Source organism: Collinsella sp. 1033st1_E11_1033SCRN_220408 (genome assembly GCF_039062465.1).
GTDB lineage: Bacteria > Actinomycetota > Coriobacteriia > Coriobacteriales > Atopobiaceae > Parolsenella.
On record NZ_JBCLNF010000001.1, the window covers coordinates 21,578 to 47,933 of the forward strand.

Annotated in this window: 22 protein-coding genes; 20 read left to right on the plus strand and 2 right to left on the minus strand. The window is 65.5% G+C overall.

Translation table 11 applies throughout. The features are described 5' to 3' along the window. From ABCN07_RS00090 to larD, 11 genes are all read left to right on the plus strand, one after another. Positions 1-1,263: an alkaline phosphatase family protein gene (locus ABCN07_RS00090; RefSeq protein WP_343004846.1), complete on the plus strand. Its 1,263-nt coding sequence runs from the start codon at positions 1-3 to the stop codon at positions 1,261-1,263. A gap of 172 nt (positions 1,264-1,435) precedes the next feature. Beyond that, positions 1,436-2,170 (plus strand): HAD family hydrolase, encoded by a 735-nt coding sequence (locus ABCN07_RS00095; protein WP_343004847.1) that lies wholly within the window; start codon positions 1,436-1,438, stop codon positions 2,168-2,170. 209 nt (positions 2,171-2,379) lie between these two features. Further along, entirely contained in the window at positions 2,380-3,306 is a 927-nt protein-coding gene (locus ABCN07_RS00100; protein ID WP_343004848.1) for an Mrp/NBP35 family ATP-binding protein, read from the plus strand. Between the two features lies 1 nt (position 3,307). Then, on the plus strand, positions 3,308-4,675 hold the full coding sequence (locus ABCN07_RS00105) for an aminoacetone oxidase family FAD-binding enzyme (RefSeq protein ID WP_343004850.1): 1,368 nt from the start codon (positions 3,308-3,310) through the stop codon (positions 4,673-4,675). Beyond that, positions 4,669-6,342, plus strand: a complete 1,674-nt coding sequence (locus ABCN07_RS00110; protein ID WP_343004851.1) for an FAD-dependent protein — start codon at positions 4,669-4,671, stop codon at positions 6,340-6,342. Before ABCN07_RS00105 ends, ABCN07_RS00110 begins: the two co-directional genes overlap by 7 nt. Before the next feature lie 37 nt (positions 6,343-6,379). Beyond that, on the plus strand, positions 6,380-6,646 hold the full coding sequence (locus tag ABCN07_RS00115) for a hypothetical protein (protein ID WP_293814949.1): 267 nt from the start codon (positions 6,380-6,382) through the stop codon (positions 6,644-6,646). After that, positions 6,646-6,924, plus strand: coding sequence for a DUF4160 domain-containing protein (locus ABCN07_RS00120; protein WP_343004855.1), 279 nt, complete (start codon positions 6,646-6,648; stop codon positions 6,922-6,924). The genes ABCN07_RS00115 and ABCN07_RS00120 overlap by 1 nt, the downstream gene beginning before the upstream one ends. A 271-nt stretch (positions 6,925-7,195) precedes the next feature. Beyond that, on the plus strand, positions 7,196-7,930 hold the full coding sequence (locus tag ABCN07_RS00125) for a hypothetical protein (RefSeq protein WP_293836553.1): 735 nt from the start codon (positions 7,196-7,198) through the stop codon (positions 7,928-7,930). Between the two features lie 18 nt (positions 7,931-7,948). Further along, positions 7,949-8,953 (plus strand): GGGtGRT protein, encoded by a 1,005-nt coding sequence (locus ABCN07_RS00130; protein ID WP_307975502.1) that lies wholly within the window; start codon positions 7,949-7,951, stop codon positions 8,951-8,953. A 251-nt stretch (positions 8,954-9,204) separates the two neighbouring features. Beyond that, positions 9,205-10,482, plus strand: a complete 1,278-nt coding sequence (gene larA, locus ABCN07_RS00135; protein ID WP_343004856.1) for a nickel-dependent lactate racemase — start codon at positions 9,205-9,207, stop codon at positions 10,480-10,482. A gap of 70 nt (positions 10,483-10,552) precedes the next feature. After that, positions 10,553-11,299 (plus strand): D/L-lactic acid transporter LarD, encoded by a 747-nt coding sequence (larD, locus tag ABCN07_RS00140; RefSeq protein ID WP_343004857.1) that lies wholly within the window; start codon positions 10,553-10,555, stop codon positions 11,297-11,299. A gap of 245 nt (positions 11,300-11,544) precedes the next feature. Here larD and ABCN07_RS00145 read toward each other — a convergent pair whose 3' ends face one another. Both ABCN07_RS00145 and eno read right to left on the minus strand, forming a co-directional pair. Next, positions 11,545-12,519: a hypothetical protein gene (locus tag ABCN07_RS00145; RefSeq protein ID WP_343004858.1), complete on the minus strand. Its 975-nt coding sequence runs from the start codon at positions 12,517-12,519 to the stop codon at positions 11,545-11,547. An 843-nt stretch (positions 12,520-13,362) separates the two neighbouring features. Then, on the minus strand, positions 13,363-14,652 hold the full coding sequence (gene eno / locus ABCN07_RS00150) for a phosphopyruvate hydratase (RefSeq protein WP_343004860.1): 1,290 nt from the start codon (positions 14,650-14,652) through the stop codon (positions 13,363-13,365). A 511-nt stretch (positions 14,653-15,163) separates the two neighbouring features. On the opposite strand from eno, the gene ABCN07_RS00155 reads away from it, so the two are divergent. The 9 genes from ABCN07_RS00155 (at position 15,164) to ABCN07_RS00195 (ending at position 25,922) form a co-directional block, all read left to right on the plus strand. Then, positions 15,164-16,357 carry an MFS transporter gene (locus ABCN07_RS00155; protein WP_343004861.1) on the plus strand — a complete coding sequence of 398 codons (1,194 nt, stop codon included), beginning with the start codon at positions 15,164-15,166 and terminating at the stop codon, positions 16,355-16,357. 224 nt (positions 16,358-16,581) lie between these two features. Next, a complete protein-coding gene (locus ABCN07_RS00160) occupies positions 16,582-16,884 on the plus strand; it encodes an Asp-tRNA(Asn)/Glu-tRNA(Gln) amidotransferase subunit GatC (RefSeq protein ID WP_154054258.1) in 303 nt (100 codons plus the stop codon). After that, positions 16,884-18,407, plus strand: coding sequence for an Asp-tRNA(Asn)/Glu-tRNA(Gln) amidotransferase subunit GatA (gene gatA / locus ABCN07_RS00165; protein WP_343004863.1), 1,524 nt, complete (start codon positions 16,884-16,886; stop codon positions 18,405-18,407). The genes ABCN07_RS00160 and gatA overlap by 1 nt, the downstream gene beginning before the upstream one ends. Further along, a complete protein-coding gene (gene gatB, locus ABCN07_RS00170) occupies positions 18,404-20,065 on the plus strand; it encodes an Asp-tRNA(Asn)/Glu-tRNA(Gln) amidotransferase subunit GatB (RefSeq protein ID WP_343004864.1) in 1,662 nt (553 codons plus the stop codon). The genes gatA and gatB overlap by 4 nt, the downstream gene beginning before the upstream one ends. A 207-nt stretch (positions 20,066-20,272) precedes the next feature. Further along, complete coding sequence (locus ABCN07_RS00175; protein ID WP_343004865.1) at positions 20,273-21,229, plus strand: 2-hydroxyacid dehydrogenase; 957 nt, start codon at positions 20,273-20,275, stop codon at positions 21,227-21,229. 816 nt (positions 21,230-22,045) lie between these two features. Beyond that, entirely contained in the window at positions 22,046-22,705 is a 660-nt protein-coding gene (locus ABCN07_RS00180) for an epoxyqueuosine reductase QueH (protein WP_343004866.1), read from the plus strand. 284 nt (positions 22,706-22,989) lie between these two features. Then, a complete protein-coding gene (locus tag ABCN07_RS00185; protein WP_343004867.1) occupies positions 22,990-23,790 on the plus strand; it encodes an SDR family oxidoreductase in 801 nt (266 codons plus the stop codon). Positions 23,791-24,248: 458 nt separating this feature from the next. Next, a complete protein-coding gene (locus ABCN07_RS00190; protein ID WP_343004868.1) occupies positions 24,249-25,025 on the plus strand; it encodes an SDR family NAD(P)-dependent oxidoreductase in 777 nt (258 codons plus the stop codon). A gap of 606 nt (positions 25,026-25,631) precedes the next feature. After that, positions 25,632-25,922 carry a hypothetical protein gene (locus ABCN07_RS00195; protein WP_343004869.1) on the plus strand — a complete coding sequence of 97 codons (291 nt, stop codon included), beginning with the start codon at positions 25,632-25,634 and terminating at the stop codon, positions 25,920-25,922. Positions 25,923-26,356 lie beyond the last annotated feature (434 nt).

Consider the following 26,356-nt stretch of genomic DNA (forward strand, 5'->3'; position numbering starts at 1 on the left):
ATGCATAGGCTTCTTGTCATTTGTGTGGACGCCCTCTTCACGACCGACCTGCCCGACACGCGCCATCTTCCCGGATTCTCGAGGCTCCTCGAGAACGCGGCGGTCTTCGAGCACGTCGAGAGCGTCTACCCGACGCTCACCTACGTCTGCCATGCGAGCATCGGATCTGGTTGCTGGCCCGAGCGCACGGGCGTTCCCCACAACCAGAAGCTCGATCCTGCCAGCAGGAACGAGGAGTGGTACTGGGACTACTCTGCGATCAGGGTCCCGACGGTCTTCGACTGGGCGTCCGAGGCTGGGATGACGACGGCGTCCATCGGGTGGCCGGTGAGCGCCAACGCCCCCGTCACTTATGACATCCCGGAGATCTGGAAGTGGAGCGCGTATCCCACCGTGGAGGCGGTCTACCGTGACGGTTGCAACGACGCCGGCTGGGAGTATGCGTCCCGCTACCTCGACGAGTATGACGTCGCCAACGCGACCCACCCCTCGTATGACGAGTTCGAGGTACGTTGCCTCGAGGACCTGATTCGCGAACGGGCGCCCCAGGTCATCCTCGACCACCAGGCTCACCTCGACCACGTGAGGCACGTCGCGGGCAACCACGCCCCCGAGGTGCAGGAGGCGCTCCGCCTGCACGACGGGTGGCTCACGCGCACCTTTGACGCCCTCGAGGATGCGAATGTGCTCGACGACACCGTGATCTGCGTCCTTGGCGACCACGGCCACCTTGAGGTGGACTACAAGCTCTCCGCCAACGTGCTCCTCGCCAAGGCCGGCCTTCTCGAGGTCGACGAGGCGGGGGAGGTCAGCTCCTGGAACGCCTACGTGCAGTCCGGCGGCATCTCCGCCGAGCTCTTCGTGAGAGACGAGGTGTACCTGGAGCCCGCAATGAAGGCCCTCACGCCGCTGTTTGACGAGGGTTACGTGACTGACGCCCTCACGAACGACGAGGCGAGGCAGCGTTTCCACACCGCCGGGGACTTCTCCTACATCTTCGAGGCTGCCCCGAACTACGCCTTTGGCGACGACGCGGAGGGCCCGCTCGTGACGCCCGCCGGTGGCGATGACTACAAGTACAGCCTCGCCACGCACGGTCACATGCCCTTCAGGGGGGAGAAGCCGTGCTTCATCATGGCTGGCCCTGGCGTCAAGCCGGGTCGCTACCAGGGCCTGCGCCTGATCGACGAGGCGCCGACCATGATGAAGGCCGCAGGGATTCCCTTCGACGAGGCGGCGCTTGATGGAAAGAGCTTCTTCTAGGAGAGACTCTGAGAGTGTGCCGGTAGGGACGTCCGTCGGAAGGTGGACGTCCCTTTTCGTGCTGCCGGGACGGTTGCTCGGGACGCACCTGGTTACGGCGCACATGGAAGTTCGAGGACTGCGGCGATTCAGTGGGTAGAATGAAGGCTCACGCAAAACAGAAGGAGCTAGCATGATAAAAGCCGTCCTCTTTGACATGGACGACACGCTGCTCGACATCAACCTCACGGCGTTCATGAGCGCCTACGTAGCTGACACGTCGCGCATCCTCTCGAGCATCTCCGGGGCGCCCACGCTCTTGTTTGGCATGGCGTACGCTCGCGGCTACCTCGCCGTGAGCAATGATGCACGCGCCGATGGCCTCACCAACCAAGAGGTCTTCAATGCGGAGTTCGAGCGCGTGAGCGGCGTTCCCGTGGGAGACTCGGCCATCGCAGACGCCATCGGCTATTACGAGCGCGAGATCCTGCCGCGCCGCGGCGCCGGCCTGGTTGCCGCACGCCCGATGCCGGGCGGACTCGACGCCATCGAGCGAGCCGGCGAGCTCGGCCTTTCCGTGGCGCTGGCGACGAATCCGAGCTTCTCCGAGAACTGCATTCACGCGCGCATGGGCTGGGCTGGCATCGAGGACGCACCGTTTCTTCGCGTGAGCCATTCCGGCAACTCGACGCGCCTCAAGCCGAAGGCGCGCTATTACGAGGAGTTTGTCTCGGCGATCGGCCTTGCTCCCAGCGAGTGCCTCATGGTTGGCAACGACGCCCGCCGCGACTTTCCTCGTCCGAACATCGGCATGCGCACCGCCTATGTGGGTCACACCCATCCGCGCCGCGCCATCTGGTGCGGTCGCATGAGCGAGCTCGCGGACGCCCTCCCTGCGATCATCGACGAGCTCAACCGCGAGGGCTAGGGAGCGGAGCTGGTGACGCGCCGTGTGCCCCGCTCGCGCGTCGCGCCCGCCTCCGCCCCGCGCCCGCGAGCTTCTGCCCGTCTCCGCCCCGCGCCCGCGAGCTTCTGCCCGTCTCCGCCCCGCGCCCGCCGCATGGGTAGAATGGAGTCCGTGTTCCAAACGGCGTCGGCGCGCCACGCGTCGTCGCGTTTCCAAGAAACGGAGCCCCAATGGCAGATCAGAACGGCATTCCCCAGTTTGAGCTGGGCGATCTTTCGCGCGTGCACCACCTCATCGGCGTCGTCTCCGGCAAGGGAGGCGTGGGCAAGTCGCTCGTGACGGGCATTCTTGCCCGCGAGCTCTCGCGTGCCGGCAAGACCGTCGCCATCCTCGACGCGGACATCACCGGCCCCTCCATCCCGCACATGTTCGGCATGGCCGACAAGCGCGCCCAGGTCGAGGACGGCCACCTTCTCCCGTGCATCTCGAAGCATGGCGTCAAGGTCATGAGCGCCAACCTCGTCCTTGAGGACGAGTCTCAGCCCGTCCTGTGGAGGGGTCCCGTCCTCGGCGGTGCCATCCGCCAGTTCTGGGGCGACACCGCGTGGGGCGACATCGACTACATGCTCGTAGACATGCCTCCCGGAACGGGCGACGTCGCGCTCACCGTCTTCCAGAGCCTACCGATCGAGGGCATCGTTATCGTCACGAGCCCGCAGGACCTCGTCTCGATGATCGTGGGCAAGGCTGTGAACATGGCCGCCCAGATGAAGATCCCGGTCCTCGGCCTTGTGGAGAACATGAGCTACGCGGTTTGCCCGCACTGCGGCGAGCACATCGCGGTCTTTGGCGAGAGCAAGCTCGCGGAGGTCGCCGCTGGCTACGGTCTGCCCGTGCTCGGCACGCTCCCGATCGACCCGGCCATCGCCGCGGCCTGCGATGACGGCACCTTCGAGGATGCCCTGCCCGAGGGCCTCCTGTCCGACGCCGTCGCCTTCGCCCTCGACCTCCCCGAGCTCGAGGTTGCCGAGCAGGAGCCCAAGCCTCGCGAGCCCACGATGGCGGAGCGAGCTGCTGCCGCCGCTGCCGCCTACAAGGCGAAGAAGGCCGAGGCGGCGGGTGGCGATGTCGTCGACGTGACTCCGAGCGAGGTCTAGCGTGGCGACTCGCCGCAAGACTTCCGCCGGCGCGGCGCGCGCGAGGGAGAGGGAACAGGCCCTCGCTGCCGCCGCTGGCGTTGTTCTGCCCAAGCGCGCTGACGTCGCCGTCATAGGCGGCGGTGCGTCTGGCCTCGCGTGTGCGATTACCGCCGCCGAGGCAGGCGCCTCCGTCGTCGTGCTCGAGTGCGACCTCGCCTGCGGCAGGACGATCCTCGCCACGGGCAACGGCCGCTGCAACTTCGCGAACGCCGAGCTCGATTCGGCTCGCTATCGCAATCCCGAGTTCGTCTCCGCCGTCATGGGGGAGCCGGCTGTCGCGCTCGAGGACATCCTCGGCTTCTTCGCGGGGTGCGGCCTCGTCTGGGCGGAGGAGGAAGGCAGGCTCTACCCGCGCAGCCGCCAGGCAGCGAGCGTGCGCAACGTCCTTCTCGCTCGCGCGGCGCGTGCTGGCGTCACGTTCGCGTCCGCCCGCGAGGTCACCTCGCTCAGGCGGCGCGATGCGTCTTGGCGCGTTCGCTTCGATCAGGCCTGGGATGGGCGCTCCTCCTCGTTTGACGCCGGTGCCGTCGTGGTCGCCTCTGGCGGCGGGTCCGCGCTCGTGCGCGGGTTGGGTGTTTCCGTCGCGGACGAGTCTCCCGTGCTTTGTGCGCTCGCCGCGGTGGGGCCGGCGCCCTCGTTGCTTGATGCTCTTGACGGACGCCGCGCCCGTTGCGTGGCGTCCCTCACGCGAGGAGGCCGCGTGGTGTTTCGCGAGGCGGGGGAGGTGCTCTTCCGTCCGTACGGGCTCTCCGGCATCATCTCGTTTGACCTGTCGAGGAGGGCGCGTCCCGGTGACATGGTCGAGCTCGATCTCGCCCCGGACGTGGACGCCTGGGAGGTCGACGCACTCGTCGCGCGCCATCCCGGTGAGGCGACTGCCCTTGACGGCATCCTCGACCCGGTGATCGCGGCTGAGCTCATCGCCCTCGCTGGCGGCCCTGGCGCAGATGGCCTCGCCTGGCGCGTGGCACCGCTCGTGAAGGGCCTGCCCTTCCGCGTGACCGGCCTTGCGGACGAGGCGCATGCGCAGGTGACCCGCGGTGGCATCGACGTCTCCGCACTCTCCGCGGACACCCTCGCCATTGCGGGTGCGCCTGGGCTCTTCGCCTGCGGCGAGGCCATCGACGTGGATGCCGATTGCGGCGGTTTCAACCTCGCCTGGGCCTGGTCGAGCGGTCTGCGCGTTGGCGCCGCCGCTGCCGAGGCGGGCATCGCCGCGCGCCCGTCTGTGGGGGAGGCCGAGAAGGACGCCGATGCTGCCGCGCCCGCTGACTCCCGCGCTTCACGTTCGTCCAGCTCCAACGCAAAGGGAAGCTCCGCATGCTAGAGATCTCAAACCTCAAGATCGCCCTCGCCAGGCTCGATGGCACGCCCGAGTCCGAGCGCCGCGCCGTCCGCACGGCGGTCCTCCGCCGCCTGCACGTCGCCCCGGACGACGTCACGGGCGTCGAACTGCGCCGTCGCTCCGTCGACGCTCGCAAGCGCGACAACGTGCACCTCGCGGTGACGGCGCGGGTGACGCTGCGCGGCGGGGCGAACGCGGAGAGGGCCCTTCTCGCCAAGCTCGCGCGTCGCAAGAACGACCGCGGTATCCAGCAGGTCGAGGACAATGCGCCGCTGCTCCCGCCACGCGTCGCGAAGACTCCAGCCCACCGGCCCGTCGTGGTCGGTGCGGGCTGCGCGGGCCTTTTCTGCGCGCTTGCGCTCGCGTCCGCCGGGCTCGACCCCATCCTGGTCGAGCGCGGTGACGATGCCAGTCGCCGTGGCGAGGCCGTCCGCCGCTTCAACGAGACGGGCGAGCTCGACTGCGAGAACAACATCCAGTTTGGCGCGGGCGGCGCCGGAACCTTCTCCGACGGCAAGCTCACCACCGGCACGAAGAGCGTTCTGCACCGCCTCGTTCTCGATACCTTCGTGGAGGCGGGCGCTGCGCCAGAGATCGCCTGGGACGCGAAGCCGCACATCGGCTCGGATGTCCTGCCGGGTGTTGTTGACCACATCTGCGCGCGCATTCGCGAGCTTGGCGGCGAGATCCGCTTCCGCACGAGGCTCGCGGGCATTGACATGGCGGGCGGCACCACCTCGCCGCGTGTCGAGGCCGTCTCCCTCGAACGCCGAGAGCCGTCCGGCCTTCTCGTGGAGGAGCGCCTTTGCACGGACGCCCTCGTCCTCGCTTGCGGACATTCCGCTCGCGACGTCTTCGAGCTCCTGCGTGACCTGGGCGTGGCGCTCGACCGCAAGACTTTCGCCATGGGCGTGCGCATCGAGCACCTCCAGGCTGATATCGACCGCGCGCAGTACGGTCCCTCCGCCGGACACCCCGCGCTTGGGGCCGCGCCCTACAAGCTCGTGGCACATCTCCCGAGCGGCCGCAGTGCCTACAGCTTCTGCATGTGTCCCGGCGGCTATGTGGTCGCCGCTGCGAGCGAGGAGGGCGGCGTCGTCACGAACGGCATGAGCCTCGCGGCCCGTGCCGGTGTCAACGCGAACTCGGGGCTGCTCGCCAACGTCTTGCCGAGCGACCTGCCCGGCGACGACCCGCTCGCCGGTATCGAGCTTCAGCGCCAGTGCGAGCGCGCGGCGTTTGAGATGGGTGGCGGCGGCTACGTCGCTCCGGCGCAGCTCGTGGGAGACTTCCTGCGTCGCGAGGCCTCGAGCGCGGCCGGCCGCGTCAGGCCCACCTACCCGCGCGGCGTCGCCTGGGGCGAGGTGGACGGGTGCCTTCCGCCCTATGTCGCTGAGACCCTGCGCGAGGCCATCCCCGCCATGGCGCGCCACCTCCGCGGGTTCGATGACGCCGAGGCCGTGCTCACGGGCGTCGAGAGCCGCTCGAGCTCGCCGGTGCGCGTCACGCGCGGCGAGGGCTTCCAGAGCGTGAGCCATGCCGGACTCTTCCCGGCGGGCGAGGGCGCGGGCTACGCCGGCGGCATCATGAGCGCCGCGACCGACGGCCTCCGCGTCGCCGATGCCGTGATCGCTGCGCTCGCTGGGTAGAATTGAGTGAGTGGGCGACGAGCGAGAGGAGGGCATCATGTTTTGGGATTACATCCAGCTTCCTGATGAAACTCAGGTTGCCTATTCGGATATGCACGAGGACGGTACCGTTGAGGTTCGTATTGAGCGCCCGGTCGACATGGGCTTCAATTCTGCGCGCTGCATGCTCCCTGCTTTTACCTGGAGCGATGTTGAGGGCTTCACGGATGACGAGATGAAGAAGCTTGACGCCCTTGTAAAAAACAACGCGCCGCTTATCTTCGAATTCGCTCAGGCGGATCCAAGCGAGAGGCTGACTGCCTAATGCCTAAGGTTCTCGTAGTCGGTAGATATGTGCTGTTCTTTTGGGTCTCAGAGAATGGAGAGCCCGTCCACGTGCACGTTGCGGTGAGGCATCCAGAGAAGAATTCAACAAAGTTCTGGCTCACGTCTTCCGGCGGATGCATCCTTGCCAACAACAACAGCAGCATCCCCGAGAAGGATTTACGTAATCTCGCCAAGGTCATCAAGTTCAACCACGGCTTGATCTGTGAGCGATGGATGGAGACGTTCGGGCGGGATTCGCTCGTGTTTTATCTATAGGCCGCTCAAGGCTATTCAGGTTAGCTCGCAGGATGCGAAGTTGACCGCCCAACTCTGTACAACTCGCATTCTACGTGCGGAAACGTTACAAATGGGCAACTCGCGACGTTCGCGCGCGGGCTCGTCTGCGCTATGATTGCAACGTCTGTGGAAGTCGCGTTCGCTTGCGGGCGCGCAACACGATGGACGCCGCGGCACCGGGGAGTGTCGTGGTCCGTATGCGCCGGATTCGCCGTCTTGGCGTGCCGGCTCGCGCAAAGAAAGGAGAGGCATGCAGTATTCACAGGAAGTGGAGAACATGTGCCCCGTCGCCAAGGGTGCTTACCACGGCCCCGCGCCCATCCCCGAGGAGGGCAAGTGGGTTCAGGCCAAGGAGATCTCTGACATCTCTGGCCTCACGCACGGTGTGGGTTGGTGCGCTCCCCAGCAGGGCGCCTGCAAGCTCACGCTGAACGTCAAGGAGGGCATCATCGAGGAGGCCCTGGTCGAGACCATCGGCTGCTCCGGCATGACCCACTCCGCCGCCATGGCTTCCGAGATTCTTCCCGGCAAGACCATCCTTGAGGCCCTCAACACCGACCTCGTCTGCGATGCCATTAACGTCGCCATGCGCGAGATCTTCCTGCAGATCGTCTACGGTCGCAGCCAGACCGCGTTCTCCGAAGGCGGCCTGCCCGTCGGCGCCTCCCTCGACGACCTCGGCAAGGGCCTTCGCTCCCAGGTCGGCACCATGTTCGGCACCAAGGCCAAGGGCGCTCGTTACCTCGAGCTCGCCCAGGGCTACGTCACCCGCATGGCGCTCAACGACAAGAACGAGATCATCGCGTTCGAGTTCCTGAACCTCGGCAAGTTCACTGACGCCCTCAAGGCCGGCAAGTCCGCTGAGGACGCCATCCAGGGCGCCATGGGCCACTACGGCCAGTGGGACAACGCCGCCAAGTACATCGATCCGCGCACTGACGAGGAGACCCACTCCGTCGCCAGCACGTTCCCGGTTCACGAGTAGAAAGGGAGGGATATAACCATGGCTGTTACGTTCGAAGGTTACGAGCGCCGCGTTGAGAAGATCAACAAGTGCCTCGCCGACAACGGCATCGCCTCCCTCGAGGAGGCCCTGCAGATCTGCACTGACAAGGGCTTCAACCCGCGTGAGATCGTCCACAACACGCAGTCCATCGCCTTCCAGAACGCCGAGTGGGCCTACACCCTGGGCTGCGCCCTGGCTGTCAAGCGTGGCGTCAAGTCCGCTTCCGAGGCCGCTTCCGTGATCGGCGAGGGCATCCAGGCCTTCACCGTCCCCGGCTCCGTAGCTGAGGACCGTAAGGTCGGTCTCGGCCACGGCAACCTCGGCGCCATGCTGCTCTCTGACGACACCGAGTGCTTCGCGTTCCTCGCCGGCCACGAGTCCTTCGCTGCCGCTGAGGGCGCCATCGGCCTGGCCCTCAACGCCAACAAGGCCCGTCAGAAGCCGCTCCGCGTCATCCTGAACGGCCTTGGCAAGGACGCTGCCCAGATCATCGCCCGCATCAACGGCTTCACCTACGTGAAGACGCAGTTCGACTACTACACGGGTGAGCTCAAGGTTGTTGAGACCATCCCGTACTCCGATGGCCCGCGTGCCGCCGTCAACTGCTACGGCGCCGATGACGTCCGCGAGGGCGTTGCCATCATGTGGCACGAGAACGTCGACATCTCGATCACCGGTAACTCCACCAACCCGACGCGCTTCCAGCACCCCGTTGCTGGCACCTACAAGAAGGAGCGCCTCGAGGCTGGCAAGAAGTACTTCTCCGTCGCTTCTGGTGGCGGCACTGGTCGTACCCTGCACCCGGACAACATGGGCGCCGGCCCCGCCTCCTACGGCATGACCGACACCATGGGCCGCATGCACTCTGACGCCCAGTTCGCCGGCTCCTCCTCCGTGCCTGCGCACGTCGACATGATGGGTCTCATCGGCATGGGCAACAACCCCATGGTCGGTGCCACCGTCGCCTGCGCCGTCGCCGTGAACGCCGCGCTGAACGCGTAAGGACAACCTTACAGAATCATTCTCGTGTCAGGTTTCTGGCGTGAGCTGAGACCGCTGCTCGGGCTTCTCGGGCAGCGGTTTTCTTTTTTTCTGAACTTGGCGAACGGTAGCAAATTTGTCGTGGACGGTAGTTCTTGCGCGGTGTACCCTAGGCAGCGCCCAATCGGCACCTCGTTGCAACGCGGTATCTACACCACAGGGCACGCCTTACATAAGGCGCGTCTGCAAGGAAAAGGGAAGCGATTCGAACCATGTTCGAAACCGAACTGCCGTATGACCACAAGACGATGACCATTCGTCTCGAGGACAAGAACTTCGCTGGCCTCATGCAGGGCCACCAGAATGACTTCAAGCCGTCCGAGAGCCAGGAGCAGCTCGTCGAGGATTCCCTCGACAACCCCTACGGCTCTCCCAAGCTCGAGGAGCTTTGCGCGGGCAAGCGTGACATCGTCATCATCAGCTCCGACCACACGCGCCCCGTGCCCTCGCGCGTGACGATGCCCATCCTGCTTCGCCGCATCCACGCCGCGGCGCCTGAGGCACGCGTGCGCATCCTCGTGGCCACGGGCATGCACCGTCCCTCCACGCACGAGGAGCTCGTCAACAAGTACGGCGAGGACATCGTCGCCAACGAGGAGATCGTCATGCACGTCGCCACCGACGACAGCATGATGGAGAAGATCGGCACGCTGCCCTCCGGCGGCGAGTGCATCATCAACAAGGTCGCGGCCGATGCCGACCTGCTGCTTGCGGAGGGCTTCATCGAGCCGCATTTCTTCGCGGGCTTCTCGGGCAGCCGCAAGTCCGTGCTTCCGGGCGTGGCCAGCTACAAGACGATCATGTACAACCACAACGGTCAGTTCGTGAACGACTCTCACTCCCGCGCCGGCAACCTGTGCCACAACCACATCAGCGAAGATATGTTCGCCGCCGCCGAGATGGCGCACCTCGCCTTCGTGCTCAACGTGGTGCTCAATGGTAAACATGAGGTCATCGGCTCGTTTGCCGGCGACATCCACGAGGCCCACGAGGCCGGCTGCGACTTTGTGAGGAAGCTTGCCGGCGTGGAGCCCGTGGCGTGCGACATCGCCGTGACCACGAACGGCGGCTACCCTCTTGACCAGAACATCTACCAGGCCGTCAAGGGCATGTGTGCCGCCGAGGCCACGCTTCCCGAGGGTGGCGTGATCGTCGACGTGGCCGGCTGCGCGGACGGTCACGGCGGCGAGGGCCTGTACCACAACATTGCCGACAACGATCCGGCCGAGTTCGAGCGTGCTTGCATCGACCGTCCGAAGGACGAGACCCTGCCCGACCAGTGGACGAGCCAGATCTTCGCTCGCATCCTGGCGCATCACCCGGTTATTCTCGTCACCGACCTGTGCGACCACCAGATGATCCGCGACATGCACATGACGCCGGTCAACACCGTGGAAGAGGCGCTTGCGCTGGCGTTCGAGATGAAGGGCGCTGACGCCAAGGTCGCCGTCATTCCTGATGGCCTGGGCGTGGTCGTTGCTCAGCACTAGCCTATTCGGCCGCGGGGGCGCGGCCTGTCGATAGGGAACAGAAGGAAGTACGTTCGAAGGAGTTTTGCACGTGATCAGCAACGATCTGCTTTTCCATATGCTGTGCGAGTTTGGCAGCACGGCACTCATGATCGTCTTTGGCGTGGGCGTCCACTGCGACACCGTGCTCAAGGGCACGAAGTACCAGGGTTCCGGCCACATGTTCGCCATCACGACGTGGTCGTTCGGCATCTCCGTGTGCCTGTTCGTCTTTGGCGGCGCCGTGTGCATGAATCCGGCCATGGTGCTTGCGCAGTGCATCGTGGGTCTCGTCCCCTGGGCGAGCTGCATCCCCTACATGGTGGCCGACATGCTCGGTGGCTTCGCGGGCGCTTGCATCGCCTGGCTCATGTACGCCGACGAGTTCAAGGCCTCCGAGGGCGTCATTGACCCGATTGCCCAGCGCAACATCTTCTCGACGAACCCCACGAAAGAGGGTACGAACTTCGTTCGTGACTTCTTCTGCGAGGCCATCTGCACCTTCGTGTTCATCTCCGCAATTTTGGCCGCCGCGAGCCGCGCTGGCGAGAACGTCCTGATGCTCGCTATCTGCGTGGGCCTCATCGTGTGGGCCGTCGGCATGGGCATGGGTGGCATCACCGGTTTTGCCATGAACCAGGCTCGTGACCTTGGTCCGCGCATGGCCTACCAGCTGCTTCCTATCAAGAACAAGGCTGACAATAACTGGAAGTACGGCCTGCTCGTTCCCGGCATCGCGCCCTTCGTGGGCGCCGCCGTGGCCGCGCTGTTCGTTCACGGCTTCCTCGGCCTGTTCTAGCGCTTGTTTGCGTGACGCTTTGCGGCGCCGCTACCCCTTGCGGGTAGCGGCGCTTTTTTGTTGCGCGCGGTGGCGCCGGCGGGTACGTTGCTGGGGTGTTATTGCATGCCGGTTCCATTGCTGCGGCGTTTCTGCGTGCCGGATCCATTGGCGGAGCGCTATTGCACGCTGGGGAGCCGTTGAGCGTGTAATAGCGCCGCGCGAGTAATGATGACGTGCATAAACGCCATGCCATTCTCGGGATGCTACGCGACATGCGGGATGCCGAAGCGCTCTAGCAGCGCCACGAGGCGTGCCTCGTTGGCCACGTCCGAGAACGTGAAGCGCACGATGCGGTCGACGGCGAGCGTCATGCCGGATTCGCGAAGCCGCTCATCGCGCATTACCTGCAGCGCGTCTCGGCCGTGTGTCATGGCTCGGTTGACGTACTTCTCGCCGCCGTCCAGCTCGCCGACGATGATCGTGCCGTCTGGCAGCTCCCAGAAGAAGTCGCAGCGCCAGGGATGACCGGGGTTGTCGGGGTTCTCGATGGGGACCTGCAACTCGGGAAGCATGAAACCGTGCTCGATCATGATGGCGCGCGCCATGGACTCACCGCCGCTCTCGCTGCGTGCGTCAGCGTGGCGCGCGGTTTCGAGCGCGTGCCGCACGCCGGGGCGATGGCATCCCCGTTCACTGATCAGAACGTCAAGCTCGACAGCGTCGATTCCCAGGCGCGCGAGGCCCGCGTCTGCGATTGCGAGGCCCTCTCGAAAGCCCAGCTCGAGGAGGCAATCGACTATCGTGTCCTCAAGTGAGGTGACGAGAATGCCGTCGATCCGCTCCACCATTGGCCTGGTTGCCTCGGTGCGCCTGTGGCGTGTGATGCGGCCCGCGCTACGCGTCGACGGCCAGCGTTCGCCTGACAGCACGTGGACGCTGGCAAGGCGGCGAAACGATACGGGCAGCCCGTGCAGCAGCGCCGCGCTTGCGTGGCAGAGGACGAGTTCGGGGCGAAGCGTGGCCTCGGCTCGCAGGATGTGTTCCTCACGCTGCCGGCGACCTAGGCCGTCCCAGTAGCTCTTTCGCGCATAGAGGTGACTGCGCGGACTCACGAGCTGATTGGGCGTTCGACGGTCGAGCGCGGCCTTGAGCTTGCGATCATGCGTCGCGAGGCATCGACGTGTCCTCTGGGCCTCGTCAAGCAAGATGCCTATCTCGACGTCCCGTTTTGTGCCCATGTCTCCTCCGTTCGTCTCGTGCAGGGTAACAGGGGCGACGTCGAGAAAACCTGACGGGAATCTAACGGAGACCTAACAGCCCAGGTCAGGGCGCAATTCTTGTGACGTCCGTTTCGCCAGCGGCTCATATGCATCGGCGGGCGGCCCGTGGTGACGTTGCTGCGGCGTTATTGCGCGCTGACTCCATTGCTGTGGCGTTATTGCGCGCTGCGCGGGCTCTGAGCGTGCAGAAACGCTATGCCAACGAGTGGGATGTGCAAAAGCGCCACGGTAGCGAGCAGGGCAGCGGGCGGTGCGGTGCTCGTGGCGTATCGGCGGCGAGTGGCACGGCGCGGTGAGGAGAACGGCGCGGCGAGTAGGACGGTCCAGCGAGGGGAACGGTCCAGCGAGGAGAACGGCGCGGCGAGTAGGACGGTCCAGCGAGGGGAACGGTCCAGCGAGGAGAGCGGCGCAGCGAGCAGGGATGGCACGGCGCAGCGAGGGGAGTAGCTCAGCGAAACGCGGCGTATCGGCAGCAAAAAGCGCCCGCGTGCGGGGACACGCGGGCGCCTGGGGAGCGCGTGCGGGGACACGACGCTCCGGGTTGAGACTCGCGCGCGGGGACGCACGGCCTCGTGGACGACGTGCTGGGACACGACCGCCCGGAGGTTTTAGTTCGCGGGGGAGAGGGCCCACGAACATCGGGTAAAGCAAGGCTTACGGAGCTGTTTGGTCCCTTGGGAGACGAGTCGGAGCCGAGTTCGCCCGACCGAGTCTATGCGGGAGAGATACGACATCTCTGCTTTCGACTCGGCTCCCAAGGGGCCTCTGCGGCGGTGAGCGCGCCGCAGAGGCGAAAAGCCGTTACTTCAGGAATCGGAACGGGCTCATGCCAGCGTAGGTCGCGGCATCGCCCAGCTCGTCCTCGATGCGGAGCAGCTGGTTGTACTTGGCGACGCGGTCGGTGCGGCAGGGAGCGCCGGTCTTGATCTGGCCGGCGTTCGTGGCAACCGCGATGTCGGCGATCGTGGTGTCCTCGGTCTCGCCGGAACGGTGAGAGACGACCTGCGCATAGCCGTAGCGCTCGGCGGTCGCCATGGCTTCGAGGCTCTCGGTGAGAGACCCGATCTGGTTCACCTTCATGAGCAGCGCGTTGGCGGCGCCCAGCTTGATGCCCTTCTCGAGGCGCGACTTGTTCGTCACGAACAGGTCATCGCCCACGAGCTGCACCTTGTTGCCGATGGCACGCGTGAGGTTGGTCCAGCCGTCCCAGTCTTCCTCGGCCAGGCCGTCCTCGATCGAGATGATGGGGAAGCGGCCGATGAGCTCGCTCCAGTAGTCGATCATCTCGTCGCTCGTGAGCGTGCGGCCTTCGCCCTTGAGCTCGTAGAGGCCCGTCTCCTTGTTGAAGCACTCCGAGGTGGCGGGGTCCATGGCGTACATGAAGTCCTCGCCGGGCTTGTAGCCGGCCTTCTCGACGGCGCGCTCGATCCACTCGAAGGGCTCGGCGTTCGTCTTGAGGTCGGGCGCGAAGCCGCCCTCGTCGCCCACGCCCGTGGCGTGACCACTCTCGGAGAGGACGCCTTTGAGCGTGTGGTAGACCTCGGTGCACCAGCGCAGCGCCTCGGAGAAGGTGGGGGCGCCCACCGGCATGATCATGAACTCCTGGAAGTCGACGTTGTTGTCCGCGTGGACGCCGCCGTTCAGGATGTTCATCATCGGCGTGGGCAGGGTGTGGGCGTTCGGGCCGCCCAGGTAGCGGTAGAGCGGCAGACCCACGGACTCGGCCGCGGCGCGGGCGCAGGCGAGTGACACGCCGAGGATGGCGTTGGCGCCGAGGTTGCCCTTGTTCGGCGTGCCGTCCGCGGCGATGAGGGCCGCGTCGATGCCGCGCTGGTCCGTGGCATCCATGCCGAGAACCGCGTCGGCGCACTCGTCGTTGACGTGGGCGACGGCCTTGAGCGTGCCCTTGCCACCGTAGACGGACTTGTCACCGTCGCGCAGCTCGACCGCCTCGAACTCGCCAGTGGATGCGCCGGACGGCACGATGGCGCGGCCGTGCGAGCCGTCGCCGAGGGTGACCTCGACCTCGACGGTGGGGTTGCCGCGCGAATCGAGTACCTGACGGCCGTAGACGTCGATGATTTCGCTCATATGCGTTACCTCCTGACTAGGGCTGGGCGGCCCTCGTTGTTTCCCTTGTAGATATATACCACTAGTTAACCGGTATTAACACTAGAATTGAGAAATAGCTGGCCGAGGTTGTTGGTTATGTGATTTGCCGAGGTGGACGGCGCGGCTGGTGCGGCGTTTCGGCACGCCGATGCGGCTGGTGCGGCGTTTCGGCACGCCGATGCGGATGATGCGGCGATTATGCACGCTGGAGAGCCACTGAGCATGCATAAACGCTACAGCAATGGCTGTGTTGTTACGGCACACCGGCGCAATCGGGGCAGCGCTTATGCACGTTGCCGCGGATGGCGGGGCGATTCGGCACGCCGACGCGGATGCCGCGGCGTTTTTGCACGCTGGAGAGCCGCTGAGCATGCATAAACGCCATAACAATGTCGATATCGCTGCGAATGGCGGTGTCGTTGCGGCATGGTCGGCAACGGCCTCGCGCTACAATGCGTCGAGAAATGAACGCTCAAGTGGGGGGCTGCTCGTGGACGCGACGCTCAGGCGGCTTGTCGCAGCGTGTTTTCTCAACCAGTTGGGGTTCCAGGCGGCCTACTTTGTGGGCATCATCGGCTGCGCCACCTACGTGCTGGATGCGGGCGCGGCAGAGGTCTCGGCGCTCGTGTTCGTGATGAATGTCGTGATGCTTGTGGGATACTCGGCTGCCGGTGCCCTCATTGACGCTGCGGGCCCGAGGACCGTGCTCGTGGCGTCTCTGGCGCTGCCGCTCGCCGCGGCCGCCGTCGTGTTCGCCATGCCCGTCTGCATGGTGTCGCTGCTGGTTGTGGCAATCGTGATGGGACTTGCCGGCGCCGCGGCATCGACAGCCGTTGAGACATTTCCTCGCTATCTCACGAACGACGAGATCCTGCTCGCGCGCGTGAACTCGCTCAACAGCGTGGTGACGTTCGTTGCCGTCATCGCAGGACCGCTGTTTGCCGGCGCCATCGCCGGCGCGACCGACAACCGCCTCGTGTTCGCCGTGCTGCCCGTGACATCCGTCCTTGGCGTGCTCGTTGCGCTGCGCCTTCGCGAGCGCGTTCGTCCCGAGCACCCACAGGACGGCGGGCAGACCACGCCCTCCCTGCTCTCGCGCCTGACGGATGGCGTGCGCGCCACGGTAGCGAACCCGGCGCTCATCGTGCTGTTTGCCGTGTGTTTCCTCGGCAACCTCGGCTTTGGCGCGTTCGACTCGCTCGAGAGCCTCTTCTACCGAGACGTGCTTCGCGTTGGCGCCGAGTGGATGGGCTGGCTCACGGCGATCGTGGGCGTGGGTGCCACGGTGGGGTCTCTCCTTGCCGGCCGCGTGCCCGCGCGCCGCGTGACGCTGCCGGTGCTGTGCGGCCTGCTTGTGCTGGAGGGCCTGGGAGCGGTGCTCTACACGGCGACGCCGTTCGTGTGGTGCGCTGCCGCCGGCCAGCTCATCCTCGGGGCAGCGAATGGCATGATCATGCCCCTGCGTGTGACGCTCACGCAGCGCAACTGCGAGCTGGGCCACCTCGGCAGCGTGAGTGCACTTATGCGCGTGGGCATCAGCGTGTCGGGCACGCTGCCGTTGCTCGCGGCGCCGATGCTTGCGGATGCGTTTGGCGTGCAGGCGGTGCTCGTCTCGGCGGCAGCTCTCGTCGCGCTTATGGGCACTGCGCTGGTGGCCGTGGCCAGGCGCGTGCGCGAGGGCTAGGGCTTCCTGGTGGCTACCACCCTCGTCGCGCTTACGGGCGCTGCGCTGGTGGCCGTGGCCAGGCACGCAGAACGCGGCGGTAAACGAGCCTCGTGCCCCGTGCCTCGCACCCGCCCACCCTCGCCCCGCACTGTTACCGTACTGACACAATCGCGCCCGCTCGTGCTTGACGTCCGCAACCTGCCATAGAATGACAGGGTTAACCACTATGTATGGGAGGCCACATGGCACTAAGCGAACGCGACGTGCGCGGCATCGCGGACTACGCCCGCATCGCCCTCACGGACGAAGAGCTCACCGAGATGACGGCGTACATGAACGGCGCCATCACGGGCGTGCTCGAGCCCGTCCTTCAGTATGGCGAGGCTGACGTCCCGCCCACGTTCCACCCCATCGGAGACCTCTCCAACGTCATGGGCGCGGACGTCGTGGCGCCGGGCCTCTCGATCGAGGACGCCCTGCTCGACGCCCCCAGCGCGCGCGACCGCTACTTCCGCGTGCCGTCCATCCTCGGAGGCGATCAGTAATGGCTACCCTCGACACACTCTCCGCCGCCCAGATCGCCGCGGGCGTCTCCGCCGGTGACTTCACCGCGACCGAGGTCGCCCGCGCCGCGCTCGACGCCGTCGAGGCGCGCGACGGCGCCGTCCAGGCGTTCCTCCAGGTCTCGCCGGAGCTCGCCCTCGACGCCGCAGCCCGCATCGACGCGGACCGCGCGGCTGGCAAGCCTCTGCCGCCGCTCGCCGGCGTGCCGCTCGCCATCAAGGACAACATGATGCTCGTGGGCACGCGCACCACCTGCGCCTCCCGCATGCTCGAGAACTACGAGAGCGTCTACACCGCCACCTGCGTCCAGCGCATGCTCGATGCGGGCTGCCTGCCCATCGGCAAGGCAAACATGGACGAGTTCGCCTTCGGCTCCTCCACGGAGTCCTCGGCATTCCACCGCACCAACAACCCGTGGGACCTCGAGCGCGTGCCCGGCGGCTCCTCGGGCGGATCGGCCGCGGCCGTCGCCGCCGGTGAGGTCACGCTCGCCCTGGGCTCTGACACCGGCGGATCGATCCGCCAGCCGGCGAGCCTCTGCGGCGTCGTCGGCATGAAGCCCACGTACGGCGCGGTCTCGCGCTACGGCGTCGTGGCGTTCGGCTCGTCGCTCGACCAGGTGGGCCCCTTCGCCCGCAGCGTCGCGGACGTGGCGCTCGCCATGAACGCGCTCGTCGGCCCCGGCCGCGACCCCAAGGACTCCACGAGCCAGGACTGCCCGGTCGACTTCACGGAGCACCTCGAGGACGGCGTCGCCGGCAAGCGTGTCGGCATCATCCCCGCCCTCATGGAGGCAGACGGCCTCACCGCCGAGGTCAAGGCCGCCGTCACCGCCGCCGCTGAGTCCCTGCGCGAGCAGGGCGCCGAGCTCGTCGAGGTGGAGCTCCCCAACCTCGATGCCGCCATCGCCGCCTACTACGTCCTCGGCCCCTGCGAGGCCTTCTCCAACCTCGCGCGCTTCGACGGCGTGCGCTACGGCTACCAGGAGCCCAACTGCGCCACCCTGGTCGAGCAGAGCTCGCTCTCTCGCGCCCACGGCTTCGGTGCGGAGGCCAAGCGTCGCCAGATGCTGGGTGCCTGGCTGCTCTCGAGCGGCGTGTACGAGAAGTACTACCTCGCTGCCCAGAAGGCGCGCACCCTCATCACGCGCGACTACGCTGCCGCCTACGAGAAGGTCGACGTCATCCTGATGCCGGCCAGCCCGCGTACGGCGTTCAAGTTCGGCGAGATCTCCGACCCGACGCAGATGTACCTCTCGGACCTCTACACCATCAGCATCAACATCGCCGGCAACGGCGGCGTCTCGGTGCCGCTGGGCCTGGGTGCGGACTCCGGCCTGCCCACGTCTGCCCAGCTCGTGGGACCGGCGTTCCAGGATCGCCGCCTGCTCACGTTCGCGCGCGCGGTGGAGAAGGGCGCTGCTGCCGCCGCGGGCCACGCGGACGGCTCGCCCGCGCTCGCCGTCGCTCCTGACTTCGCCGGGAAGGGGGGTGAGCTCGCATGAAGAAGCTCGCCGACGTTCTCCAGGACTGGGAGGCCGTGATTGGCCTCGAGATCCACACCGAGCTCACCACGCTCGACACGAAGATGTTCTGTAACTGCCACCTGTCCCATGACGACGAGCCCAACACCAACGTGTGCCCCGTCTGCCTGGGACTTCCGGGTGCGCTGCCCGTGCCCAACCGCCGCGCCATCCAGTCGATCGTGAAGGCGGGCCTGGCCACGAACTGCGAGATCATGCGCCACAGCATGTTCTACCGCAAGCACTACTTCTACCCGGACATGGCCAAGAACTTCCAGACCACGCAGGGCCCCGTCGCCTTCTGCATGCACGGCCACCTCAACCTCGAGGTCACGGGCCGTGGTGCGGCGGAGCGCCCGGAGTGCGCCTTCGGTGAGGCCGAGGCCCAGAGCCTCGCGAGCGCCAGCGCCAACGCCGTGGGCCTCTCGACCGCCATGAGCGACCACCTGCCCGAGGGTGGCGCCGCTCGTCCCAAGGCCTCGAGCCAGGGCACCTATGACACCGCCAACCTCGTGCTTCCCGAGCGCGCGGAGGACGGCTCCTACACCGTGCCCATCCGCATCCTGCGCATCCACATGGAGGAGGATGCCGCCAAGATGGTCCACGTGGGCGGCGAGGAGGGCCGCATCGGCGGCGCGACGGAGAGCCTCGTTGACTACAACCGCTGCGGCACGCCCCTGATCGAGCTCGTGACCGAGCCAGACCTCCGCACGCCCGAGGAGGCGCGCCTGTTCATGGAGAAGCTTCGCCGCGTGTTCCTGACGCTGGGCATCTCTGACTGCTCGATGGAGAAGGGCTCCATGCGCTGCGACGGTAACGTCAGCCTGCGCCGCCGCGGCGAGACGAAGCTCGGCACGAAGACCGAGCTCAAGAACCTCAACTCCTTCAAGGCCCTGCATGACGGCCTCGAGTACGAGATCTGCCGCCAGGCCGAGGTCCTCGAGGAGGGCGGCGTCATCTACCAGGAGACGCGCCACTGGGAGCCGAGCCGCAAGCGCACCGTCGTCATGCGCGTGAAGGAAACGGCGGACGACTACCGCCTCTTCCCGGACCCCGACCTCGCCCCGTTCGACCTCACGAACGAGTTCATCGACGAGTGCCGCGCGGAGATCCCGGAGCTGCCGGATGCCAAGCGTGACCGCTTCTGCGAGCAGTACGGCCTCAAGCGCGCGGACGCCGAGCAGATCGCCGGCGACCCCGTGACGGCGGAGTTCTTCGAGCAGGCCTGCAAGCTCGCGCCGGAAAAGGCCATGGTCACCGTGGGCAACGTCATGGTGAACCTCGCTCCCGCCTACGACGCGCTCACGCCCGCCCAGGTTGCGGGCATCAGCGCCCTGCTCGCGGGAGACGCCATCTCGTTTGCGCAGGCGCGCGAGGTACTCGACGCGGTCAACGGCACCGACCTCGACCCCGAGAAGGTCGTCGACGAGCGCGGCATGCGCCAGGTGAGTGATACCGGCGCGCTCGAGCCTGTGGTCGACGCCGTGCTCGCGCGTTGCGGCGAGCAGGTCGAGCAGTACCGCGGCGGCAACACCAAGGTCGTGGGCTTCCTCGTGGGCCAGTGCATGAAGGAGAGCCGCGGCAAGGGTAACCCCAAGCTCTTCAACCAGCTGCTGAGCGAGAAGCTCTCCCAGATGTAGCGCTTTGGGCGTCCGTCCCCGCGGCGGGCGCCTTCTTTTTGCGGCACCCGTCCATTGCGGTGGGTGCCTTTCTATGGCGTAGTCCGTCCATTGTGGCGGGTGCCTGCCTATGGCGCGGGTAACCCGTCATGGGCCGCTCGCGCGAACACGCGTAACAAAGCCGCTGCCCGCCCCTCGCGGCGGGCGCCCTCATAAGGAGACGATCGAATGAAGGTATCCCTGCTCGAGCCGCTTGGCATCCCGGAGGCGCGCGTCCGCGAGCTCGCGCGTCCCATCGAGGAGGCCGGCCACGCGTTCGTCTACTGGCCCGAGAAGACGACGGACGTCTCCGAGCTCGCCCGTCGCTCTGTCGGCGCCGACGTGGTCATGATCGCCAACAATCCCTATCCGGCCGAGGTCGTGCGCGGCGCCGACGCGCTCAAGATGATCGCCGTGGCGTTCACGGGCATCGACCACGTGGACCTCGACGCGGCCCGCAAGCGTGGCGTCACCGTGTGCAACTGCGCCGGCTACTCGGACGTCAGCGTGGCGGAGCTCGCGGTGGGCCTCGCGATCGACGTGCTGCGTCACGTCGTGCCGGCCGATGCGGCAACGCGTGCGGGCGGCACGTCGGCTGGCCTCATGGGGCGCGAGATCTCTGGCAAGACCGTGGGCATCGTGGGCACGGGCCACATCGGGTGCGCCGCGGCGAGGCTGTTTGGCGCGTTTGGTGCCCGCGTGCTGGGCTATGCGCGCCACGAGAGCGAGGCGGCCCGGGCGGCGGGCATCGAGTTCGCGAGCCTCGAGGAGCTTCTCGCCGAGTCCGACATCGTGAGCCTCCACCTGCCCCTCACGCCCGAGACCCGCGGCTTCCTTGATGCCGAGAAGATCGTGCGCATGAAGGACGGTGCCGTGCTCGTGAACTGCGCGCGTGGCCCGATCGTGGACAACGATGCGCTCGCCGCCGCGCTGAACGAGGGCAAGCTCGCCGGCGCTGGCATCGACGTCTTCGACATGGAGCCGCCGCTGCCTCAGGGCTACGCGCTCGCCTCCGCCAAGAACTGCGTGCTCACGCCCCATGTGGCGTATCTCACTGAGGAGGCCATGGAGCGCCGTGCCGTTATCGAGTTCGACAACGTCCTCGCCTGGCTCGAGGGCGCTCCCAAAAACGTCTGCGCGCTGTAGGCGAGTGGACCACCTGCGCGGGGTGCTCCCAGCGGTCGCCCTCGTTTGCGAGGATGACGAGTGTGGTATAGGTGTTGCCCTCGGCAAGTTGCTCGTTGAGGACATCGATGAAGTGGCGGAGGTCGTTCTCGTTAAAACCGTCGCCGCACGTGTACCTGAGGGCGAACGAGCAGCTGCGCTCTTGCGCATGAGTACAGCATCGTGTAATAAATCGGAAACAATAGGAGAACGACATCAAATGGACTCCTAAAGGAGCCTCGAGGTGTCCTGGTGATCTGAGTAATGGTCGCGGCACGAGTAGATGGTGACCGATGCATTGCGGTCTTGGCATCGCGCTGGGCTCGTTTCAGTGCGCCGGCTTGTGAGTCGAACGACGCGCCGCGCTGCGCTCGTTGCAAAAAAAGGCGCCCGGGGACTGGAGCCGGGCGCCCTTGCGTGCGGTCTGCGGAGAGGGAAGGGAGGAAGGGTAAAACCCCTCCGCACACCGCGCATGCTCGTATAATCGCGCGGGATGGTTACAGAAATATTTCGGGAGTCCGTCGTTTACAGACTTGAAAGAAACGGCTTACGCTGGCTTTACGCCGTCGCTCCCAAATTGATGGATGCTTTACGAGGGCGCCTCTGCGATGATGAGGGTCTTGGATGGACGGTGTGTGCGGAGGCGCGCTGCGGCGGCGCGTGCGGAGGTGTACTGCGGCGGCGCGCGCGGGTGGACTCGCGGATGCCGGCGGGCGCGGTGACGCGCAACGTGGCACAGTGGGCAACGTGCGCGCCCGACTCGCATGAACGTTCCGGCGCCGATGGAGGAGGGCTGACATGATCGACATCGGGCGCATCGCACAGGAGACCGGCCGCGTGCCGCTGGCGCTTCACGCCTGCTGCGGCCCCTGCTCGCTCGAGCCTGTCGCGAGCCTTCGTGACGAGGGCTTCGAGCCCGTCATCCTCTGGGACAATCCCAACATCCAACCCGTCGCCGAGCACGACTTGCGCCTCGCCACGCTTCTGACCTGGGCCGACGTCGCGGGTGTCACCGTGGTTCGCTGCGAGCGCGGTGCGGGATCCGGCGTCAACTCCGCGCTCACCACGGCCGAGGGCCGCGAACGTTGGGAGCGCGTCGTTGCTCCCCATGGCTTCGACCGCGTTCCGCGCTGTCGCGCCTGCTACACGATCCGCCTCGATGCCGCATGCCGTGTGGCCCGCGAGCTGGGCTTCTCGCACGTATCAACCACGTTGGCCGTGTCGCCTTACCAGCTCTTCGAGGACTGCACCGAGATTCTCGAGCGACTCGCCACGGCGAACGGGCTCACGGCCGTTGTACGCGACTGGCGCCCGCTCTATCCCAAGGCCACGACCGAGAGTCGCGAGCTGGGCATGTATCGTCAGAACTACTGCGGCTGTCGCTTCTCCGCCGCCGAGGCCACGATTGAGCGCCACGAACGCCGCGACGAGCGCAAGGCGGCCCGCCGGGCGCGCTAGCTCGTACGACGCCGCCTCGGCGCGGCGGTTCTTCTCGGCCAAGCGCGCCTGCATGACCGGCCTGTCTCGGCTACGCGCGCCCGCTCAGCGTGGCCCCGGCTGCGCGCGTTCGCTCGGCGTGGTCCTTCTCGGAAAGATGAACCCACTGGCTCGAAAGCCCTTCCATCGGGCATCGCGCCTCTCCTGCCGAAACCTTATCCAATACAAGCTGTCCCTCTGTTACGTTGACACAATCGGTGATCCAAGCGGCAGACGCTCGGGGCCGGCTAAATAGGGAGACCAACATGGGTATGTTTGACGGCAAGGTCGTTATCGTCACTGGCGGCGGTAAGGCCACGCTCAAGGACGGCAGCGCTGGTTCCATCGGTTATGGCATCGACATCGCCTTCGCCAAGGAGGGTGCCAACCTCGTCATCACCGGTCGCAATTTTGCCAAACTCGAGGCCGCCAAGGAGAGCCTGGAGGCCGAATACGGCATCAAGGTCCTCGCTGTTCAGAGTGACGTTTCCGCTGGTCAGGACAACGAGGCCGTCGTGCAGAACGTCATCGACAAGACGATCGAGGAGTTCGGCCGCATCGACGCCGTCGTCAACAACGCCCAGGCTTCCGCTTCCGGCGTGACGATCGAGCAGCACACGATGGACCAGTTCAACCTCGCCATCTACTCGGGCCTCTACGCCACGTTCCTCTACATGCAGAAGGCGTACCCGCACCTGAAGGAGACCAAGGGCTCCGTGGTCAACTTCGCTTCCGGTGCCGGTCTGTTTGGCAACTACGGCCAGTGCTCCTACGCTGCGGCTAAGGAGGGCATCCGCGGCCTGACGCGCGTTGCTGCCAACGAGTGGGGTAAGGACGGCGTGAGCGTCAACATCGTCTGCCCGCTTGCTTGGACCGCCCAGCTTGAGAACTTCGAGGCTGCGTACCCCGAGGCCTTCAAGGCTAACGTTCACATGCCGCCGGCTGGCCACTACGGCGACGTCGAAACCGAGATTGGCCGCGTCGTCGTTCAGCTCTGTGGCCCTGACTTCAAGTACATGAACGGCGAGACGATTACCCTCGAGGGCGGCATGGGCCAGAGGCCGTAAGGTTTCGCTGCTGTTTGTCGTGGCGTCGTTATCGTGGGGCTCCGCTTTGTGCGGAGCCCTTTCTTTTTTGGCGGGCGTCGCGAGAATGCCGGCGGCGCGCCCGAGCGTAGGGTGGCGGCCTTGCATATCGCGAGACATGTTCAGCGCGTGCCGCGCGGGCGATCTCCACGTTTTGCATCTGCCAGCGCCGGCTGCCACGTTTTGCGCGCGCCGTGCGCGCAAATCACGGTCGCGGCCAACGAACGCGTGATGTCGCGCGTGCAGAACGTGGCTGAGAATGCCAGTCGTACCCGTCATGCCGCAATTGCGAGCGACCCCTCGTCCAATACCTGACATTAACGGACGCGATTACCGCATAGGGTCAGCCAACTGCCATCTGCCGAGAAGGAAACGACGGCTCGACTCGCCTGTGCCAAACTATTGCTAGTCGTGTTACCTAACAATAGAAGGGATTTGCCATGCGTTTTGAAGGAAAGAGCGTTGTCGTCACTGGCGCAAGCTCGGGCATGGGCCGCCAGATTGCCTATGACTTTGCCAAGGAAGGTGCCACGGTCGTTGCCGTTGCTCGCCGCGAAGAACGCCTTGCCGAGCTCGCCTCTCAGGCCGAGGCCGATGGCCTGCCTGGCAAGATCCTGCCTTACGTGGGTGACGTTTCCGCGCGCGAGACGAATGACGGCATGATTGATTTCGCAGTTGAGAAGTGTGGCAAGCTCGATATTCTTGTGAACAATGCGGGCATCATGGATGGCTTCGAGCCCATCGGCGACATCTCGGACGAGCGCTGGGACAAGGTCTTCGCCGTTAATGTCAAGGGTCCCATGTATGCCATGCGCAAGGCCGTTCAGGTGATGCTTGGCCAGGAGACGAGAGGCAACATCGTCAACGTTGCTTCCATCGGTGGCACGAATGGTGCCCGAGCTGGCGCGGCCTACACGGCTTCCAAGCATGCGCTTGTCGGCATGACCGAGAACACCGGCTACATGTATGCGCATGAGGGGATTCGCTGCAACGCCATCTGCCCCGGTGGCGTCGAGACTGAGATTAGCGGCTCGATGATGGCCGATTCCGGCATCGATCAGTTTGGCATGGGCCGCGCCATGGCGGGTCTCGACAAGGAGATTCGTACGGGCAAGCCCGAGGAGCTTTCTGCCGCGGTGCTGTTTGTCGCCAGCGACGACGCATCGTTCATGACGGGCGCCTGTGTCAAGGTCGATGGCGGTGTGAGCGTTAACTAGCGGCGGCCTTTCACAACGTGCATGCGGGCGCGCGGCGGGCATCTGCCTGTCGCGCGCTATTTGCTGATGGCGCGCGGAACGTGCATGCTTCGCCCCTGTTGTCGCTTGTTCGGATTTGCGATCTTCCTTCCTCGCTGGCTGATGGGCTTGAATGCCGCCCTTTCGCCCTGGCTGGCGGGCATGAATGTTGCTCTTCCACGTTGGCTGGTGGGCTTGAATGTCACTCTTCCACGTTGGCTGCTGGGCTTGAATGCCGCCCTTTCGGCCCCCGATTCTGAAAAAGTGCGTCAAGTAGGGGGCTAAATTGAGGTTGCCAAAGTAGACGCCATGTTTAGCATGACAAAACCGCAGCTAAACTGATTGCGTGATTCGGCTCTACTTGGCTGGAGTCCAAATAGCCCCCTACTTGGCGTGTTTTCTTGGCTGGGGACGTCGGTGTGTCATCCAGACGTGTCCTCGCGCTTGGGCAGTGAACATCGAAAGGGGTTTTATGTCCGGACAACTGACCAAGCGTGCCCTTGAGGAGTCGCTCAAGCACCTTCTCCTCACCAAGCCCCTGACAAAATTACGATCGCTGATCTCACCGAGGATTGCGGAGTCAGCCGCATGACGTTCTACTACCACTTCCAGGATATATATGACCTGGTAGAGTGGTCGTGCGAGGAGGACGCGCGTCAGGCTCTCGCCAACAATACAACTGCCGAAACTTGGCAGACGGGCCTCGCCAATATCATGTTCGCGGTTCGTGACAACAAACTATTCGTCATGAACGTCTATCGCTGCGTCAGTGCCGAACGGATTCAACGCTTGTCAACTTCGCTTCCGGCGCCGGCCTGTTTGGCAACTATGGCCAGTGCTCCTACGCTGCGGCCAATCTCGGTCTCGACGTCGCCGTAGTGACCCTCTTTGTGCGGAGCCCTTTCTTTTTGGCGGGCGTCGCGACTGTAAGCGCGCCGCTCAGCGACGGCCACGTTCTACGTGTCCCGCCGCCACGACCCGTGCGCCACGTTTTACGCGTCCCGCCGGCGTTCGCTCTCGTTCTTGCTTCCATTGCACCGGATTGTGTTTGCCGAATCTTTAAAATAGCGAAGTCGAAATTCGATAGCTAAAATAGGAATCGTTGAGTAGCCGTAGCGTAAGCGTTTGTAAAACTGCAGGTACCAGACTTGCTGCCATTTGCGCTACTTGGGTCGCACGCTTTTAGCTATCGAATTTCGTGTCCACTATTTATGCGAATGAGTTCTCGGGCCGCCGTGCGGCGCTGGACTCCTCCAGACATCTCTTCGAAACGCAGTTGACCGCCTCTGTCGTGGTTGAAGTGAGCATCGTGA